The sequence below is a fragment of the Parasphingorhabdus sp. NYA22 genome, from assembly GCF_976973735.1.
In genome coordinates this window covers 2854387-2874985 of the sequence record NZ_OZ333477.1, presented here as the reverse complement: position 1 = coordinate 2874985, position 20599 = coordinate 2854387, and the positions used below count along the sequence as shown (strand labels likewise).

The 20599-nt window shown below is 57.8% G+C and carries 19 protein-coding genes and 1 riboswitch; of the genes, 13 read left to right on the top strand and 6 right to left on the bottom strand.

Annotated features, from left to right (window positions below):
• Positions 1-96 precede the first annotated feature (96 nt).
• The 3 genes from ACWFTY_RS13735 (at position 97) to ACWFTY_RS13725 (ending at position 3859) form a co-directional block, all read left to right on the top strand.
• Positions 97-1920, top strand: a complete 1824-nt coding sequence (locus ACWFTY_RS13735) for an SPOR domain-containing protein (protein WP_447524752.1) — start codon at positions 97-99, stop codon at positions 1918-1920.
• Positions 1917-3077: a deoxyguanosinetriphosphate triphosphohydrolase gene (locus ACWFTY_RS13730; protein WP_447524751.1), complete on the top strand. Its 1161-nt coding sequence runs from the start codon at positions 1917-1919 to the stop codon at positions 3075-3077. Before ACWFTY_RS13735 ends, ACWFTY_RS13730 begins: the two co-directional genes overlap by 4 nt.
• 122 nt (positions 3078-3199) lie before the next feature.
• Positions 3200-3859, top strand: coding sequence for an NAD(P)H-binding protein (locus tag ACWFTY_RS13725; RefSeq protein ID WP_447524750.1), 660 nt, complete (start codon positions 3200-3202; stop codon positions 3857-3859).
• A gap of 103 nt (positions 3860-3962) precedes the next feature.
• On the opposite strand, the gene ACWFTY_RS13720 is transcribed toward ACWFTY_RS13725, so the two are convergent.
• Together ACWFTY_RS13720 and ACWFTY_RS13715 are read right to left on the bottom strand one after the other, a co-directional pair.
• Positions 3963-4892 carry a hypothetical protein gene (locus ACWFTY_RS13720; RefSeq protein ID WP_447524749.1) on the bottom strand — a complete coding sequence of 310 codons (930 nt, stop codon included), beginning with the start codon at positions 4890-4892 and terminating at the stop codon, positions 3963-3965.
• Between the two features lie 165 nt (positions 4893-5057).
• The gene (locus tag ACWFTY_RS13715) at positions 5058-5981 is read right to left on the bottom strand and encodes a caspase family protein (protein WP_447524748.1); all 924 of its coding nucleotides are present in this window, start codon (positions 5979-5981) and stop codon (positions 5058-5060) included.
• A 137-nt stretch (positions 5982-6118) separates the two neighbouring features.
• Positions 6119-6220, top strand: a riboswitch (glycine riboswitch).
• A 190-nt stretch (positions 6221-6410) separates the two neighbouring features.
• Between ACWFTY_RS13715 and gcvT the strand changes: the two genes are divergently transcribed.
• The 5 genes from gcvT to ACWFTY_RS13690 all read left to right on the top strand — a co-directional run bounded on the left by gcvT (position 6411) and on the right by ACWFTY_RS13690 (position 11371).
• On the top strand, positions 6411-7556 hold the full coding sequence (gene gcvT / locus ACWFTY_RS13710; protein WP_447524747.1) for a glycine cleavage system aminomethyltransferase GcvT: 1146 nt from the start codon (positions 6411-6413) through the stop codon (positions 7554-7556).
• 23 nt (positions 7557-7579) lie between these two features.
• A complete protein-coding gene (gene gcvH, locus ACWFTY_RS13705; RefSeq protein WP_447524746.1) occupies positions 7580-7951 on the top strand; it encodes a glycine cleavage system protein GcvH in 372 nt (123 codons plus the stop codon).
• Positions 7952-8099: 148 nt separating this feature from the next.
• Entirely contained in the window at positions 8100-9458 is a 1359-nt protein-coding gene (gcvPA, locus tag ACWFTY_RS13700; RefSeq protein WP_447524745.1) for an aminomethyl-transferring glycine dehydrogenase subunit GcvPA, read from the top strand.
• Positions 9455-11038, top strand: a complete 1584-nt coding sequence (gcvPB, locus tag ACWFTY_RS13695) for an aminomethyl-transferring glycine dehydrogenase subunit GcvPB (protein ID WP_447524744.1) — start codon at positions 9455-9457, stop codon at positions 11036-11038. The genes gcvPA and gcvPB overlap by 4 nt, the downstream gene beginning before the upstream one ends.
• A gap of 174 nt (positions 11039-11212) precedes the next feature.
• Positions 11213-11371 carry a hypothetical protein gene (locus ACWFTY_RS13690; protein ID WP_447524743.1) on the top strand — a complete coding sequence of 53 codons (159 nt, stop codon included), beginning with the start codon at positions 11213-11215 and terminating at the stop codon, positions 11369-11371.
• A gap of 52 nt (positions 11372-11423) precedes the next feature.
• Here ACWFTY_RS13690 and ACWFTY_RS13685 read toward each other — a convergent pair whose 3' ends face one another.
• The 3 genes from ACWFTY_RS13685 to ACWFTY_RS13675 all read right to left on the bottom strand — a co-directional run bounded on the left by ACWFTY_RS13685 (position 11424) and on the right by ACWFTY_RS13675 (position 14724).
• Positions 11424-12251, bottom strand: a complete 828-nt coding sequence (locus ACWFTY_RS13685; protein ID WP_447524742.1) for a hypothetical protein — start codon at positions 12249-12251, stop codon at positions 11424-11426.
• A 117-nt stretch (positions 12252-12368) separates the two neighbouring features.
• Positions 12369-14033 (bottom strand): hypothetical protein, encoded by a 1665-nt coding sequence (locus ACWFTY_RS13680; protein WP_447524741.1) that lies wholly within the window; start codon positions 14031-14033, stop codon positions 12369-12371.
• A gap of 94 nt (positions 14034-14127) precedes the next feature.
• The gene (locus ACWFTY_RS13675; RefSeq protein WP_447524740.1) at positions 14128-14724 is read right to left on the bottom strand and encodes a methyltransferase family protein; all 597 of its coding nucleotides are present in this window, start codon (positions 14722-14724) and stop codon (positions 14128-14130) included.
• 101 nt (positions 14725-14825) lie between these two features.
• Between ACWFTY_RS13675 and ACWFTY_RS13670 the strand changes: the two genes are divergently transcribed.
• The 5 genes from ACWFTY_RS13670 (at position 14826) to ACWFTY_RS13650 (ending at position 19135) form a co-directional block, all read left to right on the top strand.
• Positions 14826-15641, top strand: coding sequence for an SDR family NAD(P)-dependent oxidoreductase (locus tag ACWFTY_RS13670; protein WP_447524739.1), 816 nt, complete (start codon positions 14826-14828; stop codon positions 15639-15641).
• A 22-nt stretch (positions 15642-15663) separates the two neighbouring features.
• Positions 15664-16305, top strand: a complete 642-nt coding sequence (locus ACWFTY_RS13665) for a DUF938 domain-containing protein (RefSeq protein ID WP_447524738.1) — start codon at positions 15664-15666, stop codon at positions 16303-16305.
• A 95-nt stretch (positions 16306-16400) separates the two neighbouring features.
• Complete coding sequence (locus ACWFTY_RS13660) at positions 16401-17975, top strand: long-chain-fatty-acid--CoA ligase (protein WP_447524737.1); 1575 nt, start codon at positions 16401-16403, stop codon at positions 17973-17975.
• 130 nt (positions 17976-18105) lie between these two features.
• The gene (locus tag ACWFTY_RS13655; protein WP_447524736.1) at positions 18106-18531 is read left to right on the top strand and encodes a PaaI family thioesterase; all 426 of its coding nucleotides are present in this window, start codon (positions 18106-18108) and stop codon (positions 18529-18531) included.
• A gap of 181 nt (positions 18532-18712) precedes the next feature.
• Positions 18713-19135 (top strand): BLUF domain-containing protein, encoded by a 423-nt coding sequence (locus ACWFTY_RS13650; RefSeq protein WP_447524735.1) that lies wholly within the window; start codon positions 18713-18715, stop codon positions 19133-19135.
• A gap of 49 nt (positions 19136-19184) precedes the next feature.
• Here the strand turns inward: ACWFTY_RS13650 and ACWFTY_RS13645 are convergent, their stop codons facing one another.
• Positions 19185-20543: an MBL fold metallo-hydrolase gene (locus ACWFTY_RS13645; RefSeq protein ID WP_447524734.1), complete on the bottom strand. Its 1359-nt coding sequence runs from the start codon at positions 20541-20543 to the stop codon at positions 19185-19187.
• Positions 20544-20599: the final 56 nt, after the last annotated feature.

Sequence of the window (20599 nt, the reverse complement as noted above, 5' to 3'; positions counted from 1 at the left end):
GCTGATGGGGCGGCGCGAGGGAGTTTGTCTTTCGCGTGCCACCATTGGCCTTGCCGGATTGCGGGAACGATTGATTTCAGGCGCGATCATTCCTTTATGTATCTTGTGAACCAAAAACTGAAAATATTGCTAGCCGTATCGGCGGCGCTTGCGGCTGTTGTTATGCCGCAGCTGCCCGCCGTTGCCCAGTCCAGCGTCCAGTCCAACAGCGACAATTTGCAAGATGCGTTGCGCCGGATCGCGATTAATTCCAACGATTCCTCGGCGCTGGCCGACGCCGGTCTCGCGGCCCTTGAACTGGGCGACATGCGCGCAGCGATCGGGTTTCTGGCGAAGGCAGACCAGATATATTCGACCAGCGGCCGGGTAAAAGTCGGTCTGGGACGGGCGCTACTGGCAGAGGAAAATCCGTTTGGTGCAATCCGCTATTTTGACCAGGCAGTGGCCAATGGCATAGCCCCGCGCGAGATCGCGGCGGATCGTGGTCTTGCCTATGACCTGATCGGGCGGAACCGGGATGCCCAGAAAGATTATGAGCTGGCGATGCTCTATGGCAGCAATGACGAGTTGATCGGACGCTATGCGGTGTCGCTCGGGATCAGCGGTGACGTCGACCGCGCCGATGCACAGCTCAATCCCTTGCTGCAGAAAAGCGACCGGGATGCCTGGCGCAATCGGGCTTTCATCTACGCGATGAACGGCAGGAAGAAGGAAGCGGACAATATCGTCGAACAGACCATGGAACGGAGAATGGCGAAAGCCATCAAACCGTTTTTTGATCGCATGCCCAAGCTGACCGCAGCCCAGAAAGCGGCTGCCGTCCATTTCGGTCATTTCCCCGCCAGCGAGAATATCGGTGTCGATGTGGCAGCGGTTCAACTGGCATCCAGTCAGGCCGCCCGAAACGGTAACGGAGCGGATGCGGGCCTGATCCCTGTCGGCGAGGCTCTGGGCACAGATGCCAAGCGGCCGCGCGTACTGGCGATGCCCGACAAATCGCCGCGCCGTCGTCCCGGGACAACGGAGCGGAAACCTTCCGAGCGCGAGGTCAGACGGGCGGCGAAGAAAAAAGAAGCTCAGGCGCTGTCGCAGACAACATTGCCAGCGCCGTCAACCGGCCGCTCATCTCGTTCGACGACCACTGCGAGCAGCAAGCCGCTTCCGGCACCGCAACCTGTAACGCCGCAGACGATAGAGGCGGAACCAATCAAAACCGTCGAAATCCAGCCCGAAAGAAAGGCGGCTGCACCCGGCTTTGCCACCACGCTTGGCGTCAGTCAGCCACCGGTGCTGGTATCGCAAACCCTGGAGCGCAAGGTGGAAATCGCCGGTCGGCAGCCCGATTCCGCATTAGCTGTCCAGCGGTCTGCGCAAGGCCCTTCCGCAGAGGAAGCCAAGACAGGCGGTCCGGTCAATCTGATCAATTTCGATCTCGCGCAACAGCGGCCTGCCTCTACCGAGATGGCAGCAGCAGTTCCTGTGTCGCGGCCGCTTGCCGATATTATCAGCGGAATCGATATACCGGATCGGGAAACCAGAAGTGCGGTTGTTCCGGTCGATCTCGACGAAATCGAACCGGCCAAGCCGGAACCGAAGATCGTTGCCAAACCGGTTGAGAAAACCCCGGTCAAACCGAAAGAACCGGCCCATCCGAAACGCTATTGGGTACAGATAGCAACGGGTTCAAATCTCGACGCGCTGAAATTCGACTATCGGCGGATGACAAAAAAACAGCCGGATATATTCAAGAGCCAGAAGGCATGGACATCGCCCTGGGGCAGGACCCGGCGACTTGTCGTCGGACCATTTGACGATTTCAAGGCAGCCAAAGCCTTTGAAGCGGATTATCGCAAGGATGGCGGTGACGGCTTTGCCTGGGCCAGCGCCGATGGTGTCGAGGTCAACGAGCTCGGAAAATGACCCAGTTGAAAATTTACGCCAGCGACCCGGCCAACAGCCGGGGGCGGCTGCACGATGAAAAACGCGCTGTTACACGCGGCCCCCGCGATGATTTCCAGCGCGACCGCGACCGCATCATCCACAGTATTTCCTTTCGCCGGTTGCGCCACAAGACCCAGGTCTTTGTCGCGCCCGACGGTGACCATTATCGCGTTCGCCTGACCCACAGCCTCGAGGTCGCGCAAATCGGCCGGACGATGGCGCGGGCTTTGGGTCTGAACGAGGACCTGACCGAAGCACTTTGCCTCGCCCATGATATCGGCCATCCGCCGTTCGGCCATGCCGGGGAAGATGCGCTGCAGGAGGCCCTCGCTGATTTCGGCGGTTTCGATCATAATGCCCAGACCATCCGGACGCTGACCAGGCTGGAAACACCTTATCCGCGCTGGGACGGCCTTAACCTGACATGGGAAATGCTGGAGGGGCTGGCCAAGCATAACGGACCTGTGGCGCAGCCGACCTGGGCGCTGGCCGAGGCCAACGCGGCGAGGGACCTCGATCTGCACAGCTGGCCGTCACTGGAGGCGCAAATAGCCGCCATTGCCGACGATATCGCCTATGACAATCATGATATCGACGACGGCATGCGGGCAGGTCTGCTGACGCTTGAGCAGCTGCTCGAACTGCCGTTCATTGCCGAGCGGTGGCAAGTGATTTGCGACCGCTTTGATGATGTACCGCAGGAGCGGCTGCTTCCCGAACTGATCCGCGACCAGATCGGGCTGATGGCCAATGATGTGCTGGAAACCACGCAGGCGAGGATCGACCGGCTCGGCGTGAAATCGCCCGAGGACGTGCGACAGGCAGGCCAGATGATTGGCGGATTTTCAGACGCGATGGCGGAAAAGGAACGCACGCTGAAGCGCTTCATGTACGAAAATCTCTATCATCATCCCAAGCAGATGGCAGCAGCGGAAGAGGGCAAGATGATGGTCGGCGATCTGGTGAAAGCCTATCGCGAACAGCCCGACCTGATGCCCGATAGCTGGGCTGCAGCCTTGCCCGAAAAAGAGCCGGAGCGCATCCGCCATATTGCCGATTTTCTTGCCGGGATGACCGACCGCTACGCGCGCAACCGGCACGGCGAAATCTTTGGCGAGCGCGTGGACCGAAGTTGATCCTTCATCCCGGCGAAGGCCGGGGCCCAACCCAATCGGGTGAGTCTCACAAAAACTGGTTTGGATAGCAGCCTCCGCTGCTATGACAGCTTATCAACAGATAATATGCGGGGACCCTGACCATGGCCGAAAAAATCCTGATCGTCGGAGCCTCCGGCCTGATCGGCGGACTGCTGACCCGTCAACTGGTCGACCACGGCAGGGACAAGGGGCTCCATCTGCTGCTGCGCAGGCCCTATCGGGAGGATGTCGGCAAAGCGAAAATCCATGTCCAGTTGCAGGAAAACTGGCCCGCTACTATCGCGAAGATCAAGCCCGATATCGTGATATCCTGTTTGGGATCGACGATGAAAAAGGCCGGCTCGAAAGCGGAATTTGCAGCGGTCGATCGCGACCTGGTTGGTACGGTGGCAGCGGCGGCGAAGGCAGCGGGCGCTAAACAGATCATTGCCATATCCTCGACCATGGCCGACAGCAGCGCATCGAGTTTCTACCTGAAGACCAAAGGCGAAGCCGAAGACCTGATGCGCGCGCAGAATTTCGACCGCCTCGACATCATCCGCCCCGGCCTGTTGCGCGGCGAACGCGCGAACGATAACCGTCTCGGCGAAAGCCTCGCCATCGCCGCCAGCCCGGTCATGGATCTGTTGTTGCACGGAAAACTGCGTCGCTTCCGTTCGATTTTGGCCAGCGATGTCGCCGCTGCGATAGTCGCGCTGACAGGGCAAAAAGCGCCGGGCGATTTTGTCCATGAAAATGATGCGATCTGGGCAATGGTCTGAATGTTACGAACATCAAAAAGTCGCAAAAAAATTGACAAAAAACTGGCCTCCGTCTTTCGCTAGTCCCGCCCCGGACGCGCTTCTGCGCGCAATTTTTGTCCGCTTATTCTTCGTCCAGGACCTTGGTCATGGTTTTGGCAATCTCGTACCGCTTGCGCCGGGATTGCATGGCCAGCTTGCCGGTGTAGAGGCCCTTGAGAAATGCCGTGTCCCATTGCGATAAACCATTTTCGGTCTCTGTCGTGCGTTTGACGGACTGGAACAGATTGAGAATGGATTGCCCCTCGACCGGAGCGCCGCGATCTGGAATGCCCGAGAGAAAGCGCATCGCGATATAGGACGCGAGGCCTTCGAAGGTGAGGCCGTCGATTTTATTGACGTCCACTATCGCCACCCCGGAAACAAAGTCATATTTGATCGATGTTTCGATGCGGGAGTCACCAACCCCGGTTCCTTGGACAATCCGGTCGCTATATGGCCTCAAGTCGGAAAGCCCGGGGGGCGGGCGCAGTGCGCCATCGAGGCTGATAGTTCTTCCATCGCTGTTCAATAACCGGGCGCCGAGCAACATCCTGACCGGTTGATCGCTGTTCTGGACTGCTTCCCGCTGATCTTTCTCAAAGCGGGAAAATAGCGACGGTGCCGCCTCTTTCAACTTCGTAACAAAAGCATCGGGGTCTGCGGTCAGCACAACCGCCATATTGGGCTTGCAGCCTTCCGCAGCAACTTCATGGCCGATCGCGATCGTCGTGGATTCGATGATTTTCCTGACTCGGTCAGCATGTTCCGGCTGCCATCCGGTCATTTCGAGGCAGACCGGTACATCCCATCGCGCATATTGGCCGTTGAATTCTGGGATATCCAGCCTGTCGACGAATGATTTTGTGGCTTTTCTGACATCTTGTCCGGTCACCACGATCTGGTCGTCGTGACGCGATTCCAGTTCCGGTTCGCCGATAGTCTCCAGGTTTGCGGCATGGACGGGAAATCCTGCCAAATGGGCGGCGCAAATCAATGTAGCGAGTTTTCTCATGGCAGCCTGCACGCCTCCTTGATATCTCTGGACAATTTCCAGGTTAGTCAATTCCCGTTCGCCAGTCAATTTTCGGGACAGGATCATCGCGGGAGATGGATCGCGGCTATCCAGTTCGTTGAGGAAATCATCGACCTGTTGATCGGAACGACCGGTCTGCCGCCCCTAAGGGATCGGCAAGCTGCGCATGCCAGCCAGATAGACATCAAAGGGCAGGTCACCCTGTCGCCAGGGGGATTGGCGGCCGTTGGTCTGCTTGTTCACCCGAACCGCCGTTTTGCGCATTACCTCGTCGAGCGACTGACGTTTCCGGATCTCGCGCGCGAAAGCTTTGGCGAAAGGGCTGCCTTTGCCGGGTACGTCCCCGTCCTCGGCGACATTGCCGGGTTCGGTCGAGAATAATAAAATGGCCGAAAGACCGCGCAGATTGCCGAGCTGGGCAAGGCCGGACTGGGCATTTCTGACATCATCCAGGGTAATCGTTTCGGCCTGCCGGCTGGCTCTCGCAATGCTGTGGACCGCCATTTCGCGGGGTGCCGGGTTTTTGACGAGGGGATTGTTCCGGCACGCATCGACGATGATGATCGCGCCCTTCGCCGCTTCGGTCAATTTCTGCACCATCGCATCGAGCGGGATCAGCGAGACGCCATCGGATGCGAGGAAATAGTTGCGGCCCCTGATCTGGAAGCCGTGTCCGGCATAATAGAGCAGGGCGATATCGTCCGGTCCGAGGCTATCCGCAAAGGCCGTGAAATTTTCGTCCCAGTCCTCGACCTGTGGTTCGTTGATCAGGGTGATATGTTCAATCCCGCCCTTCTCCAGTGCCCGCGTTACCAGCCCGGCGTCGGCCAGGGGATTGGCGAGCAACAGGGCGGCATTTGTATCAATCAGATCGTAATTGGACGCCATCACCAGTGCACGGGTTTCGGCGAAAGCGGCAGCGGGCGCCATACTGCACAGAAACAGCAGGCAAAGGGTGAGCAATTTTCTAATGGTCATAAACAAGGCATCATCGCCAAATTCTTCCTGCAACCGCTGTTCCCCCTGAAATGCGCCAATTGCAATGGCTTTAACTACGATCAGCGTCATAGGCAAATATCAGGCTGACATGGCTATGACGGACCTGCTGATAATTTTCCGCACCGCACAACAGAATCATTGACTCCGCCGACACGCTGATCCACTCATAAATCTGCTTTTTGATCGGCGCTTTCGGGCAAGGATCATGAGGCGTTGCGGGAGAGCGTTTTGCTGTCTCACAGGACTGCAAGGCCGCCGAAGGAGCAACCGCCCCGGAAACTCTCAGGCCAACGGACCGCAACGGCTCGCAAGCACTCTGGAAAGAGAGCGGATGGTCAAATGACCGGCGCTCCACCGAAGGGGTAAATCTTTGTCGCTTTTGTGCCGGTGGGCTTGTCCGCCGAAGCCTTGGCGAAGGAGGATGAAACTCTCAGGTTCCGTGACAGAGGGGGCAGTTTTGCAGGGCTTTGCTGCGGGCTGTCTTCTTGATGCGGAAATATGATGAGTGAAAATAGCGAAAATCTGAAACAACTTCCTTTAGGCGACTGGCATCGCGGCCTCGGCGCGCGGATGGTGCCGTTTGCGGGCTATGAAATGCCGGTGCAATATGAAGGCGTGATGGCTGAGCATATCTGGACCCGGACCGAAGCGGGTCTGTTCGACGTATCGCACATGGGTCAGCTGCAGCTGATCGGCGAGGGCGCAGCCGATGCGCTGGAACGGATTACGCCGGGCAATCTGTCGGCGCTGGCTGCGGGCAAAATCCGCTACACTCTGCTGCTCGCCCAGGATGGCGGGATATTGGACGATCTGATGGTGACCAACACCGGCCACCATCTCTATCTGGTGGTCAATGGCGCGACCAAGCATGATGATATCGCCTATTTGCGCGAACAGTTGCCGGACAGCCTGACCCTCGAGCATCTGGAAGATGCGGCATTATTGGCGCTGCAGGGACCGAAGGCTGCGGAAGCGCTGGCCAAACTGGGTATTGATCCGCTCAAACCAGACTGGCCAAAGCCGACCGATCTCCATTTCATGGAAGCGGGTCCGTTTCTGTGGCGCGGCATCCCGCTCGGCATCAGCCGCTCGGGCTATACCGGCGAGGACGGTTTTGAAATCAGCGTGCCGGCGGAACATGCCGTCACTCTGGCCGCCGCTCTGACCGAGTTGGACGAAGTGCGCCCGATCGGCCTTGGTGCCCGAGACAGCCTGCGCCTCGAGGCAGGCCTGCCGCTCTACGGTCATGACATGAATGCGGATATATTGCCGGTCGAAGCCAATCTGAATTTCGCCTTGTCCAAGGTGCGCCGAGAAGAAGGCAATTTTGCCGGAGCAGAGCGCGTGCTCGCGCAATATCCGGACAAGGCCGCGAAAAAACGCGTCGGCCTGTTCGTCGATGGTCGTCAGCCCGTTCGGGAAGGTGCGACCGTGGTAGACGCTGCTGGTACGATCATTGGCAATGTGACCAGCGGCGGTTTCTCGCCGACGCTCCAGCGCCCGATCGCCATGGCCTATGTCCCGATGGACCTGTCTGAAACGGGAGCCCCGATTACCGTCGAACAGCGCGGCAGGAAAATCGCCTGCACCGTCGCCGATATGCCCTTTGTACCGCATAACTATCACCGCAAACCCAAGCCATAGATTGACAGCAAGAGGATACGAGAATGAGCCGATATTTTACCGATGAACATGAATGGGTCGATGTCGAAGGCGACACGGCAACCGTCGGGATTACCGACTATGCGCAGGAACAGCTGGGCGACATTGTGTTTGTCGAAACACCGGAAGTCGGGGCCCAGTTAGGCCAGGGCGACGATGCTGCGGTGGTGGAATCGGTCAAGGCCGCGTCCGACGTTTATGCGGCGGTCTCCGGCGAAGTGGTCGAAGTGAACGAGATGCTGGAAGAAGAACCGGCGCTGGTCAATTCATCGGCAGAGGAAGACGGCTGGTTTTTCCGCCTGACCCTGTCGGACAAGAGCGAACTCGACGACCTGATGGACGAGAAGGCCTATCGCGCCTTTGTCGACGAACTGTAGGATTAAATAGCCACTCCCCTTCAGGGGAGGGGTTGGGGTGGGGCCTGTCCTCACTCGCAAATTTGGATGCTGGCATCGAGCCAGCCTCCTCATAACCCACCCCTTTCCCCTCCCTTGAAAGGGAGGGGCGATTGGAAGGAAGAATATAATGCGTTATCTCCCGCTGACCCCTGACGACCGGCAATCGATGCTGGCGACCATCGGCGCGCAATCGGTTGACGATCTGTTTGTCGATGTGCCCGAGGAAGCCCGGCTGAACGGGCCGATCCACGGCCTGCCAATGCACGCGGGCGAAATGGCGGTGGAAGCGCATATGAAGGCGCTGGCGAAGAAAAACCACGCTGCCGGCGACATGCCGTTCTTCCTCGGGGCAGGGGCTTATCGTCATCATGTTCCGGCGAGCGTTGACCATATCATCCAGCGCGGCGAATTTCTGACCGCCTACACACCTTATCAGCCGGAAATCGCGCAGGGCACGCTGCAGACCTTGTTTGAATTCCAGACCCAGGTCGCGCGCCTGTTCGGTGTCGATGTCGCCAATGCATCGATGTATGACGGCTCGACCGCTTGCTGGGAAGCGATCACCATGGCCCGTCGCATCACCAAGCGTGGCAAGGCGATCCTGTCTTCGGGCCTGCACCCCCATTATGTTTCGGTGGCCAAAACGATGGCGCGCTTCACCAAGGACAATCTGTCCTATCAGGCACCGACCCTCGATGCTGCGACCGACGGTCAGAATATGCTCGACCAGATTGATGACGAAACCAGCTGTGTGGTTGTGCAATATCCGGATATATTGGGCCGTATCGGCGATCTCTCCGCCATCGCGGAAAAGGCGCATAAGCATAAGGCTTTGCTGATTGCCGTCGTCACCGAGCCCGTCGCTCTCGGCGCGATCAAATCGCCGGGCGAGATGGATGCGGATATTGTCGTTGGCGAAGGCCAGTCGATCGGTGTCGGCCTGCAATTTGGCGGTCCCTATGTCGGGTTGTTCGGCTGCAAGGCAAAATATGTCCGGCAAATGCCGGGCCGGCTGTGCGGAGAGACCGTCGATGCCGAAGGCAAGCGCGGTTTCGTCCTGACGCTTTCCACCCGCGAACAGCATATCCGCCGCGAGAAAGCGACGTCCAATATCTGCACCAACAGCGGCCTGTGCGCCCTGGCTTTTTCGGCGCACATGACCTTGCTGGGCGAGAAGGGGCTCCGCGAACTGGCGATGCTCAACCATAAAAAGGCGGTGCAGGCAGCGGACCGGCTGTCAAAAATCAATGGCGTAAAACTGTTGAATGAAAGCTTTTTCAACGAGTTCACGCTGGTGCTTGAGAAGGATGCGCGGCAAGTTGTGCGGCAGCTTGCCGACCAGCGGATCCTGGCCGGTGTTTCTCTCGGTCGCCTCTATCCGGAGGAGGCACCGCTTGCGCATGGACTGCTTGTCGCGGTTACGGAAACATCAAACGATGGAGAGATCGAGCAATTTGCGACCGCTCTGGAAGGAGCCCTGTCATGAGCATGCTCTCCGAAGGACGCCCAACCAGGCAGGAAGAAAATTTGCAGATGACCGACGATGGCTCCATCACCACCCACACCGGCAATCGCGCCCTGATGGTTGACGAACCGCTGATTTTCGAAATCGGTTCGTCCGATCGCAGCGGTGTCGATCTGCCCGAGGCACCACAAGTCGAAAGCCGTCTCGGTGGCCTCGAGCGCGAAGCGCCGATTGCCATCCCCGGATTGTCAGAAGGCGAGATGGTGCGTCACTATACCCGCCTCAGCCGCCAGAATTATGCGATCGATGTGGGTTTGTTCCCGCTCGGCAGCTGCACAATGAAGCACAACCCGCGGCTCAACGAGAAAATGGCGCGGCTCAAGGGCTTTGCCGATATCCATCCGTTGCAGCCGATCGACAGCGTGCAGGGCGCGCTGGAACTGATCCATGAATTGGCTGAGTGGCTGAAGCTTCTCACCGGTATGCCAGCGGTCGCGATGTCGCCGAAGGCCGGCGCCCATGGCGAACTGTGCGGCATATTGGCGATCCGTTCTGCGCTGGAAGCGCGCGGCGATGCCCGCGAAGTGATCCTGGTGCCGGAAAGCGCCCATGGCACCAATCCGGCGACCGCCGCCTTTGCCGGCTACAAGGTCGAGGATATCCCCGCCAATGGAGATGGCCGGGTCGATCTCGAGGCGCTCAAGGCGCGCTTGGGACCCGATGTGGCCGGTGTGATGATCACCAACCCCAATACCTGCGGCCTGTTCGAACCGGACATGAAGGCGATTTCCGACGCGGTGCACGCGGCCGGTGGTCTGGTCTATTGCGATGGTGCCAATTTCAACGCCATTGTTGGCCGGGTGCGGCCCGGCGATCTCGGCGTCGATGCGATGCATATCAACCTGCACAAAACTTTTTCCACGCCGCATGGCGGCGGCGGTCCCGGTTCCGGACCGGTGGTCTTTTCCGAAGCACTGGCGCCCTTCGCGCCGCTGCCGATTGTCGAGAAAATGGACAATGGCCATTTCCGTCTCGTCGAGGAAGAAACGGCCGAGGACCATCACAGTAGCAGCTTCGGCCGGATGGTCGCCTTCCACGGCCAGATGGGCATGTTCACCCGCGCGCTGGCCTATATGCTCAGCCATGGTGCGGATGGCCTGAAGCAGGTCTCGGAAGATGCCGTGCTCAACGCCAATTATATCCTGCGCAGTCTTGAAGGCGTGCTCGAAGCGCCTTTTGCGAAGAGTGGCCCCTGCATGCACGAAGCTCTGTTTTCCGACAAAGGCTTCAGCAATGGCTTGTCGACGCTCGACTTAGCCAAGGGCATGATCGACGAGGGCTATCACCCGATGACCATGTATTTCCCGTTGGTGGTCCACGGCGCGATGCTGGTCGAGCCGACCGAGACCGAGAGCAAGGCGGCGATTGACCAGTTTATCGGTGCGTTCCGTTCCGTGGCTGAACGGGCCAAAGCGGGTGACGAACTGTTGAAATCCGCGCCCTACTTTGCCCCGCGCCGCCGCCTCGATGAAACCCAGGCAGCCCGCAAACCGATATTGGTATGGACCGAGTCTGAGGATCTTGCCGAAGCGGCCGAGTGATTGCGCTCCCTGATAGCGCAATCACCTGAGCTTGATTATTTTACGCAATATTTGCCGGAGGTTTTCAATCCACTCGAGCAGCTGCCGCTTCTGATTTCCGCATAATCGCCTTTATCACCGACGCAGTAATTGGCGGAGGATTTGAAGCCTGTGGGGCATGAGCCGATTTTGGCAATGGCGACTGCGCCAGAGCTGGATTTGCACGAGCTTCCCGATGATTTGAAGCCGGTCGGGCAGCTGCCATCCTTGGCCACGGTGGTCCCGCTCGACTGGGCGAAAGCCGCCGGAACGGCCATGCTGGAAATGATCAGTGATGACAAGGCGATTGCGTAACGCATATTCAGTTTCCTTTTGGAAATTGGGATAGTCTGTAGCGGGTTCGATACTATCGAGCCGGCGCGCTCAGATATTCGAATGCGACCAGGCTCTTGCCGGTTCTCTTGTTATAATATTGGCAGTAGAGTTTTTCCGTTTTCGCGCGGCTGTGCTCGTTGAGGCGAGCGAGAAAGCTGATGCCATATTTGCCACGCTTTTTCCGGTCGGCGGAATAGGCGGAGGCACGGGACGAGTTGGTGCCGGTGGCGCAATCGCTAACGCCCTGATCATTGCCGCAATGCAATTTCATATGGGAATCGCCAAGATATTGATCGCTATGCCAGGTCCAGTAATCGACCGTGCCGGCGCCCGGGTCGTCCGATTTCACACACTGCCAGGTAAAGTCATTGCCCTTGTCCATCGCCTTGTATTTTTTTTCGTCGACTTCGAAATAGAGAATTTCCTGCGGTTGCAGAGATGGCGCAATGCACGACCCGCTCACTGTGCCGGGCTTGCGGTTAATGAAGCCGGTGCGCTTTTCTTTGCTGAAGCCCTGCTGGAATGTATATTCCCCGAGATTGCCGACCGTCACATTGGAAAGCGCAAGGCCTGCACATTGGGTTTGTGATGTGAGATTGGCAGATGGCGTACCGAGGGCCACAGAACCGCTGCGGCCACTGCTTTTCCCGATCTTGATCTTTTTGCCTTTTTTCCCGCGTATCGCGTTATCAATTGCATTGGCGGCTTCTTCTGCGGCCTGTTCCTCCGCATCGCTCTGGGTCTTTCTCGCTTCTTTTTTGATCGCCTTGCTCAAGCCACCAAATTGGGCCTGCGCCGTGCCGCTGCCGAGCAGAGAAATGGCAAATATTGCCGCGATAGCTGGTTTCGAAAAATTCATCCTTGGCCTCCATTGGGTTCAGCAGCGGAACTAGGGGAGCCATGCGGGCTTTAGAATATACCATATGGTATAGTCGGGCAGATTATCTGGCTGGCGACAAGGCTTGCCGAAAGCGGTTCAATCCGGATGGCTTTTGGCGGCTTCCTCGAAGATCCTGTGCGGCACCTGCTGAATCGCCAGACTGCCGACATCGGGCAAGGGACCGATCAGGTTGAAGCCATAGTGGTCGCAAAATTTTGCAACCATGTCGGGCGGCGCAAGCCGGTCTTCCGCTCCGCAAATGACGGTGACCGGCACTTGCAGATCGCGGCACCATTTCGACCAGTCGCTCGCCGTCAGGATTGCCTGTTGCGCAGTCGATTCATAGCCATCTTCAAATGTCCGCTTCATCGAGAGCTGCATCAGTTCCGCGACATCGGGCCGGCTGAGCGTTTTCATATCGGCAGCGCTTTCGCCGTAAATGCTTTTGAAATAGGCCATGCTCTTTCCGCGCCGGACCATCGTCGAGATGGCCGCGAAATATAGCCGTACGAAGGACGGCGCGATCCGCGCCAGCCGCAGCGGTGCCCGATAGCCCATGGCGAGATGCGAGAAATCATTGGCATCGCCTGCCGGCAATATCGTCCCCGCCATGACCAGTCCGCAGAAGCGATCCGGGTGGTTGCGAATGGCGGCCATCCCATAAGGCGCGGCAACTCTCGCCGAAACCACCGAACAGCGCGCTATCTTCAGCTGATCCAGCAAATGGACAAGCCGTTCGACAAATTCGTCCACCACCGCGAGGCCCGTGCTCGCCATCTTGCTGCCGGCATAAAAGGGCAGCCAGGGCGCAATGATGCGCAAATTCTGCCGCGTCGCCGCGTCCTGTTGCCTGGCCGTCAGATAGGCACCGTCGATTGTGGCGTGCAGATAGAGGACCGGCCTGGCGTTCGGATTGCCATAGATTTCAAACGGCAGATGGCTGCCGTCCTGCAAAGTCAGTTTGTGACTGGAACAGGCAGGGTCCAGATTGGGGGCCTTTGCCTCAGCTGTCGCGAAGGCGTTGCTAAAACCGGCATAGAGGGCAATCAGATCGGTCTGCGAACCAATGGCCAGCTTGCGAAGCAGACCCTTGAGCTGGTTTCTCGCGGTCCCCAGAGCGCGCTGGCGATCGGACGCAAATTCCAGGACAGACAGGCCATTGACCAGATATTCCGCCAGCTTTTTCTCTGTGGCGGTAAGCCCTAGCGACCGCGCGAACGCATCGCCACTGACAGAATTCCAGCGCAGTCGCATCACCCGGAAATCCAGTTGCGCACTGTCGGCGCCGGATGTCTGCGCGGCGAACAGCACGCCTCTGTCATCCTCCGGATCCATATATAGGCGAATGATCACAGGTCCAGCCTTGCTTCCGCCAGCCATGAGCCTTTCGACCTGGGCAAAAGTCTCGCCATCGACGTCGAAAAGCCAGTCGGGTACCGATTGTCCCCGGACGATTTCTGCGCTCTGAAAAATCTGTTCGTCGGCGCGCAACACGATCATTGACGGACCAAGTTTCAGGTCCGCTGGCGTCAGTTCGCCGTCGGTCCCGTCCAGGTCCCGGGCATAGGTGGCAAAATCATCCCCGACACTAGGATCAATTTCGGTCAGCAACGCGGTTACATTGGCAAAATGCGGCTGAAGCGCGCCTTCATCCTCGGCAGTCGGCTCCTGCAACACCGTCAATAATTTAATCAACCGTTCCGGCTGGGCCGCTATAGCATAGGCGTCGCGGATCAGCGGATCGAGAGAATCATTCGGCATAGTTCCAGCCTACAGAAACCGACAAGTTTCGGAAAGAACATCTCGCTTTTTCAGGTGGTTGTCCGGGTGCCGGATAAAGGCCAGCGAGGTGGCTCTAAAACCAGCGTCGAACCTTGGCTTTATAGGCGAGATATTCGTCACCAAATTTCGCCGCCAGATAGCGTTCTTCCCGCGCGATCACCTGTGTGCGGATGACGATGAGTGCGACCGGCAACAGGATCACCGCCCAGCTGCTGCGGAACCACAAGGCCAGGCCGAGATAGAAGAGCGCCATGCCCAGATACATCGGATTGCGGGTGTAGCGGTAGACGCCGGTACTGACGATCTGGTTGCTGTGTTTCCATGGCTCGAGATTATTGCCCAGTTTCCTGAAACGGCTGGTTCCGGCGAGCATCACAAAGATACCGGACAAGAGCGCAATGCCTCCGGCCGCCATGATCAGGGGAGAAACCGGAATGAAGTCCGGTACCCGGTCGCTCAGACGGTCGAGCAACAATCCGGTCAGCAGAAAACCGACATAGACCAGCGGCGGTGGAAACCTGACTTGCGCGCTGTCTTCTTCGGGGCGGAAAAATTTCATCATCAACCGGGATAATATCGCAAAACCGCCGGACAGGCAAACTCTCGGTTGTAGCGACTGTGCGCTCAAAACTGCCGGTGCAAAAACTGTGACGGTGAAATTCTGAGCCATATAATCTCGCCAATCCGGACCATAAGGCTGGCATTCCCGCTCCATCGTCGGCAATAAGCTCGCAAATTCCTTCCACGAATATCCTTTCGAAAGCATATATTATGAAAATCGACAGCAGCAGCGTAGCCTTCATCACCGGCGGAGCTGCGGGTATCGGGCTCGGTATCGCTCAAGCCTTTGCCAAGCGCGGCGCGAAATTGATGCTCGCCGATATTGATCAGTCCACGCTTGATTCTGCTGCAGAAACATTGAGGGCCGACGGCGCTGATGTGGCAACCGTGGTCTGCGATGTCGCGGACGAAGCGCAAATGCGCGCGGCGGCGCAGGCGACCATCGACCGTTTCGGTAAAGTCCATATCGTCGTCAATAATGCCGGAGTCGCGCTGGGCGGTATGACCGGCGAGATTGACCTGAAAGACTGGCGCTGGATTGTCGATATCAATCTGATGGGCGTGGCGCACGGCGTCGAAATATTTACTCCGCTGATGAAAATCCACGGGGAGGGCGGTCATTTCATCAACACCGCGTCGCTGGCGGGCCACATCGCGGGTCCGGGCATGGCGCCCTATCATGCGACGAAATTCGCGGTCGTCGGATATTCCGAAGCCATGCAGCAGGAACTGGCTCCCGCCGATATCGGCGTCAGCGTATTGTGCCCCGCATGGGTTAAAACCAACATCCACCGTAGTGGCTTTAACAAGCCGACCGGCGGTGGGAATGAAGAAGATCCGAAGTTCAAGGAAATGAGCAAGGTGATCGATGGCGGTCTTGATCCTGCCGATCTTGGCGAGTGGACGGCGACTTGCGTCGAGGACAATCGGCTATATATCTTCTCCCATCCCGAGTTCGCAGCGGGCATCGATATGCGCTATGCAGCGGTGAAGGCCGATTATGACGCAGTTCCGTTTGGCAAATGACAAAGAATAGCAGGTTCTAGCAATGGCTGATTCCAAACCCTGGACGATCGACGACGCTGCCCCTGGCGAACAGCGGCATGCCCCGGCAACGCTCCGCAACCGCGATGCAATTGTCGAAGTCTTGCGCGATATCCTGCCAGAGCAGGGTGCCATATTGGAAGTCGCCAGCGGCACCGGCGAGCATGCCGTCTATTTTGGCCGGACTTTTCCCAATCTGACATTCCAGCCCAGTGACCCCGATCCCGCATGCTGCGAGTCGATCGCCGCGTGGACGAAGCGCGAAGTGGTGCCGAATATCCTGCCGCCGAAACAGCTCGATGCGCAGGCCGCGCAATGGGACGTGGAGAACGTGGCGGCGATCCTGTGCATCAATATGGTCCATATCAGCCCGTGGGAATCGAGCATCGGCCTGTTTGAAAAGGCCGGCAAGCTGCTCGCTCCCGGCGCGCCTTTCTATCTCTACGGTCCCTACCTGCGCGAGTATGTCGAGACCGCTCCGGGCAATCTCGCCTTCGAACGCAGCCTCAAGAGCCGCAATCTGCGCTGGGGCTTGCGCGATGTCGCGGATATGGACTCGCTGGCGGCACGCAACGGTTTCGTTCGTGAGAGCCTGATTGATATGCCGGCGAATAATATATCTTTGGTTTATAGAAAGCAGGATTAAGCCCCTCCTTTGAAAAGGAGAGGCTAATCACCGTTCCTCTTGCCATGACTTAATCGCCCGATTAACAAGGGTGCAAATCAATTAGGAGCGGGCAAATGACAGAGACACGACGCTGCATGGGGTCTTCCATTGCCCACTGGGCTGCGAACACGCCGGACAATATCGCGATCGATGATCCCGATGGTCTCGTCAGCTATGCCGAACTCGACAAGCGGGTCACTGCCTATGCGCAGGCCTTTACCGGCGCGGGCCTTTCCAAGGGCGACCGGATCTGCTGGCTGGGCAAGAATAGCGGTCTCTATTTCACCCTGTTCGCCGCGGCCAGTCGCGCCGGTATGGTTATCGCTCCGATTAACTGGCGCCTCGCTGCGCCGGAAGTCGCCTATGTCCTGAAAGACACAAGGGCACCGCTGCTGATGTGCGAACCGGATTTTGCCGACACCGCGAAAAATGCAGCGAAAGAATCGCCCGATACCAAGACGATAATCTGCACAAAGCCCGGCACCGATCTGCCAACACTGGCCGATTTTGTAGCCAACACCGCGTCCGGTGATCTGCCTCAGTGCGATCCGGCGGAAGGCGTACTGCAACTCTACACCTCCGGCACCACCGGCAATCCCAAGGGGGCTGTGCTGACCAGTGACAATCTGTTCAAGCTGCGGCCGCTGGTCGAGGATCATCCCGATCATAAATGGATCGATCTGAAGCCCGGTGACAGCACGCTGGCGGTCATGCCCTGCGCGCATATCGCCGGCTCCGGCATTGGCCCGATTGCCTTCTACAACGGCGCGACGATGATGGTCATCCCGGAGTTCCACCCCGACCATGTGCTCGATTGTATCGACAAGGGGCTCAACCAGTTCTTTCTCGTGCCGACCGCGCTGCAGATGCTGGTCAACTGGCCGCGCGCCAAAGACACGGATTTCTCCTGCGTCCGATCGGTCACCTATGGTGCCGCGCCGATCCCGCTGGAACTACTCCGGCAATGTATCCAGACCATGCCCAAGGCGCTGTTCTGCCAGCAATATGGCATGACCGAGACCACCGGCACCGTCTGCATATTGCCGCCCGGGGATCATGATCCCGAAGGCAATGAACGGATGCGCGGCATCGGCATCCCGCTGCCCAGTGTTGAGCTGAGGATTGTCGACGAGAACCGGCAGGAAGTTCCGCCCGGCACCATCGGAGAAATTGCCACACGATCCGGCCTCAACATGCTGCATTATTACGACAATCCGCAGAAGACCGCAGAGACGGTCGACGCCGATGGCTGGCTCTACACCGGCGACGCGGCGGTGATGGATGAAGACGGCTATTTCTACATCAAGGACCGGGTCAAGGACATGATTATCTCCGGCGGCGAGAATGTCTATCCGGCGGAAGTCGAGAATGCGATCTTCGGCCACCCGCAGGTCAACGAAGTCGCGGTTATCGGCATTCCTGACGCCAAATGGGGCGAAGCGGTCAAGGCGGTGGTGTCACCCAAGCCGGACGCCGGGGAGATCGACACCGACAGCGTCATCGCCTGGGCTAGGGAGCGGATTGCCGGTTTCAAGGTGCCGAAAACCGTCGACGTAATTGCGGAACTGCCGAGGAACGCCAGCGGGAAGATATTGCGACGCGAACTGCGCGCGCCTTATTGGGAAGGCAATGATCGCGGAGTGAACTGAGGGGGCACTTCCAAACCGGGCGGCAGTCAATGTCTCCTTCGGGAAAACGCTCTCGATCAATCGACTCCATAACTTAATCTTATTCGGGACGATGGAGCGTCGTCATGAACGGTCGACGCGGAATATATTTATGAAAAACAAAGAAAAAATAATAGAAGAAAGCAATCGAAACGGCCCCAAGTTTATCAGTATGCTGGGCGGGAAGCTGGTTGATATTGATGATGAGAAATGCGCTTGCACATTCGAATTTGATATCGGGAAAGACTATTGCCATTCGATAGACATTGTCCAAGGCGGATTTGTCACCGCTATGCTGGATGCTGCCATGAGCCACGCCCTGTTTCTACACGATCCGGATATTGTCGGCCTGTCATCGCTGGAAATAAAGACGACATATCTGGAACCGACCCGGGCTGGCAAGCTGCGGGTTGAAGGCTGGGCGATCAAGCAAGGCTATAAAATAGTCTTCATGGAAGGCCATGTTTACAACGAAGACAATGTTCTGACGGCGACAGCCAGTACGGTCAGCAAAATATCCCGTGGGCGTGCAGCCTGAGCTACTTGCAGACCGCACCACGTCCACGGGAATACTCTGCCGACACCGGATATTGCGCCGCGGATTCAGCCTGACGGGATACCACCTGTCTGCTCTATTTTGCGTCTAGCCACCGGCGTCAAATGGCGATAGCGTGATCGCTGTTTAACGGGAAATTGGACGGGGGAAAGCAAGCTACGCCATGCCGAACGGATTGATTACATCACTTTGTTATATCAGCACCGCGCGCGCGGATCTGACGGAGGCCGATTTTCAGGCTATTCTGAAAGAGGCCAACCAGCGGAACGACACGCTCGAACTGACCGGTCTGCTTGCGTTCAACGGACTGAATTTTATGCAAATTCTGGAAGGTTCCCGGGCGAGCGTTAACCAGTGTATCGCCCTCATAGAGACCGATCCGCGCCACGACGGCATGGTGATATTCGATCGTCGCGAGGTCCGGCGGCGTGAATTTCCCGGTTGGCAGATGGCCGGCATCAAGGTCGATCCAGAGAGTCAGGACAGCAAGGCCGATCTGGACCATATTCTTTCCGAGGACGGGGTCCGGCCCGACACCCGAAAGCACTTCGAGAGCTTTCGGTCCTTCGGTACGCCAGCGCAATAAGGGCAGGTCTGGAGACGGCCCGGTCTCTGTCTTTCGCCGGTAATATCTTCTAATTCTCTTCGCGAGCGGCTTTCCACGCCCCCATCGACCCCAGATAAATATCGAGTTTTTCAAATCCGCGGCTGGCCAGCCAACCCGCTGCCACCGTCGCCCGCATGCCGCTGGCGCACATCAATGTATAATGACGCGCCTTGTCGAGCTCTTTCCACCGTTCGCTCAATTCGCCAACATAGATATGCTGCGAGCCGTCGATCGAGAATTCGCTGCGTTCATCCGCATCGCGCACGTCGAGCAAGGTCCAGTTGTCGCGGCCCTCTTCGAGCCGCGTCTTGACCTCGTGCGTCTCGATCATCGGGATTTGCGCCATGTTTTTCCCTGACGCCGCTGCCGGAACCATGCCGGTATATCCGCCAACGATATTGTCGAGCGCGATACGAACGAGATGCTCCGTGGCACCGGCAAGCTCGCTTTCGTTCGAACCAATCAGCAATATGCTGTCGTCCTCGCCGATATACCATCCGGCAAAGGCAGAAACCATGCCGACCGGCAGGCTCATTGATCCCGGAAAATGACCCGAGGCATAGGCCATCGGATCGCGCACATCTACCCAATGGGTAGCGTTGCAATTGTCCAGTTCCGACAGGGTCAGGTTTTTCGGCCTTGGTACCCGCGGAGCAGGATCGCCACCTTCCATATTGAGGCGTTCCATCAACCGGAAATAGGGGGGCTGATAGTGGTTCTCGTTGACCTTCGCGTCGATAAATTCTTCCCGGCTCTGGATTTGCAACCGGGAATTGTTTCTCCGTTCATGCCCGACCGTCGAAAATTCCCGCTCGGCCATTCCCGATCCGCAAACCGACCCGGCACCATGGGCAGGATAGATCATCGCCTGATCGCCGAGCGCCAGAATTTTCTGCAGCGAATCGAACAACAGTCCGGCCACTTCCCGTTTGCGATCCGGGTAGAAATCGGTCCGGCCGACATCTCCCACGAACAGCGCGTCTCCGGTGAATACACCTACTGCGCCTTCAGGATATTCGCTGTCGTAGAGCGCGAAGGCGATATGATCGTCCGTATGTCCGGGCGTCTCGATGATCTCGATTACCAGCTGCCCAATTTCGAAACGGTCGCCTTCACGGGCGGTCTTCGCATAAACGATATCACCTGCCGGATTGGGGCCATGATATACTGTGGCGCCTGTCATGCTTGCCAATATTGGCGCACCGGAGACCAGATCTTCATTCCGATGGGTCTCGAAGATATGCGTTATTTCAAGACCCTCGGCGCGTGCGGTCTCGAGATAGATGTCGCAGTCCCGTCTCGGATCGATGACAGCTGCCTTGCCGCCTGAACCGACCAGATAGGAAAGATGGGACAGGCCGGGCGTCTTGATTTTCTTCAACAACATGATTTTTCCTCGCATCGATCAAATTACACGGAAACCCGCCTCGGGTTCCGCCGATA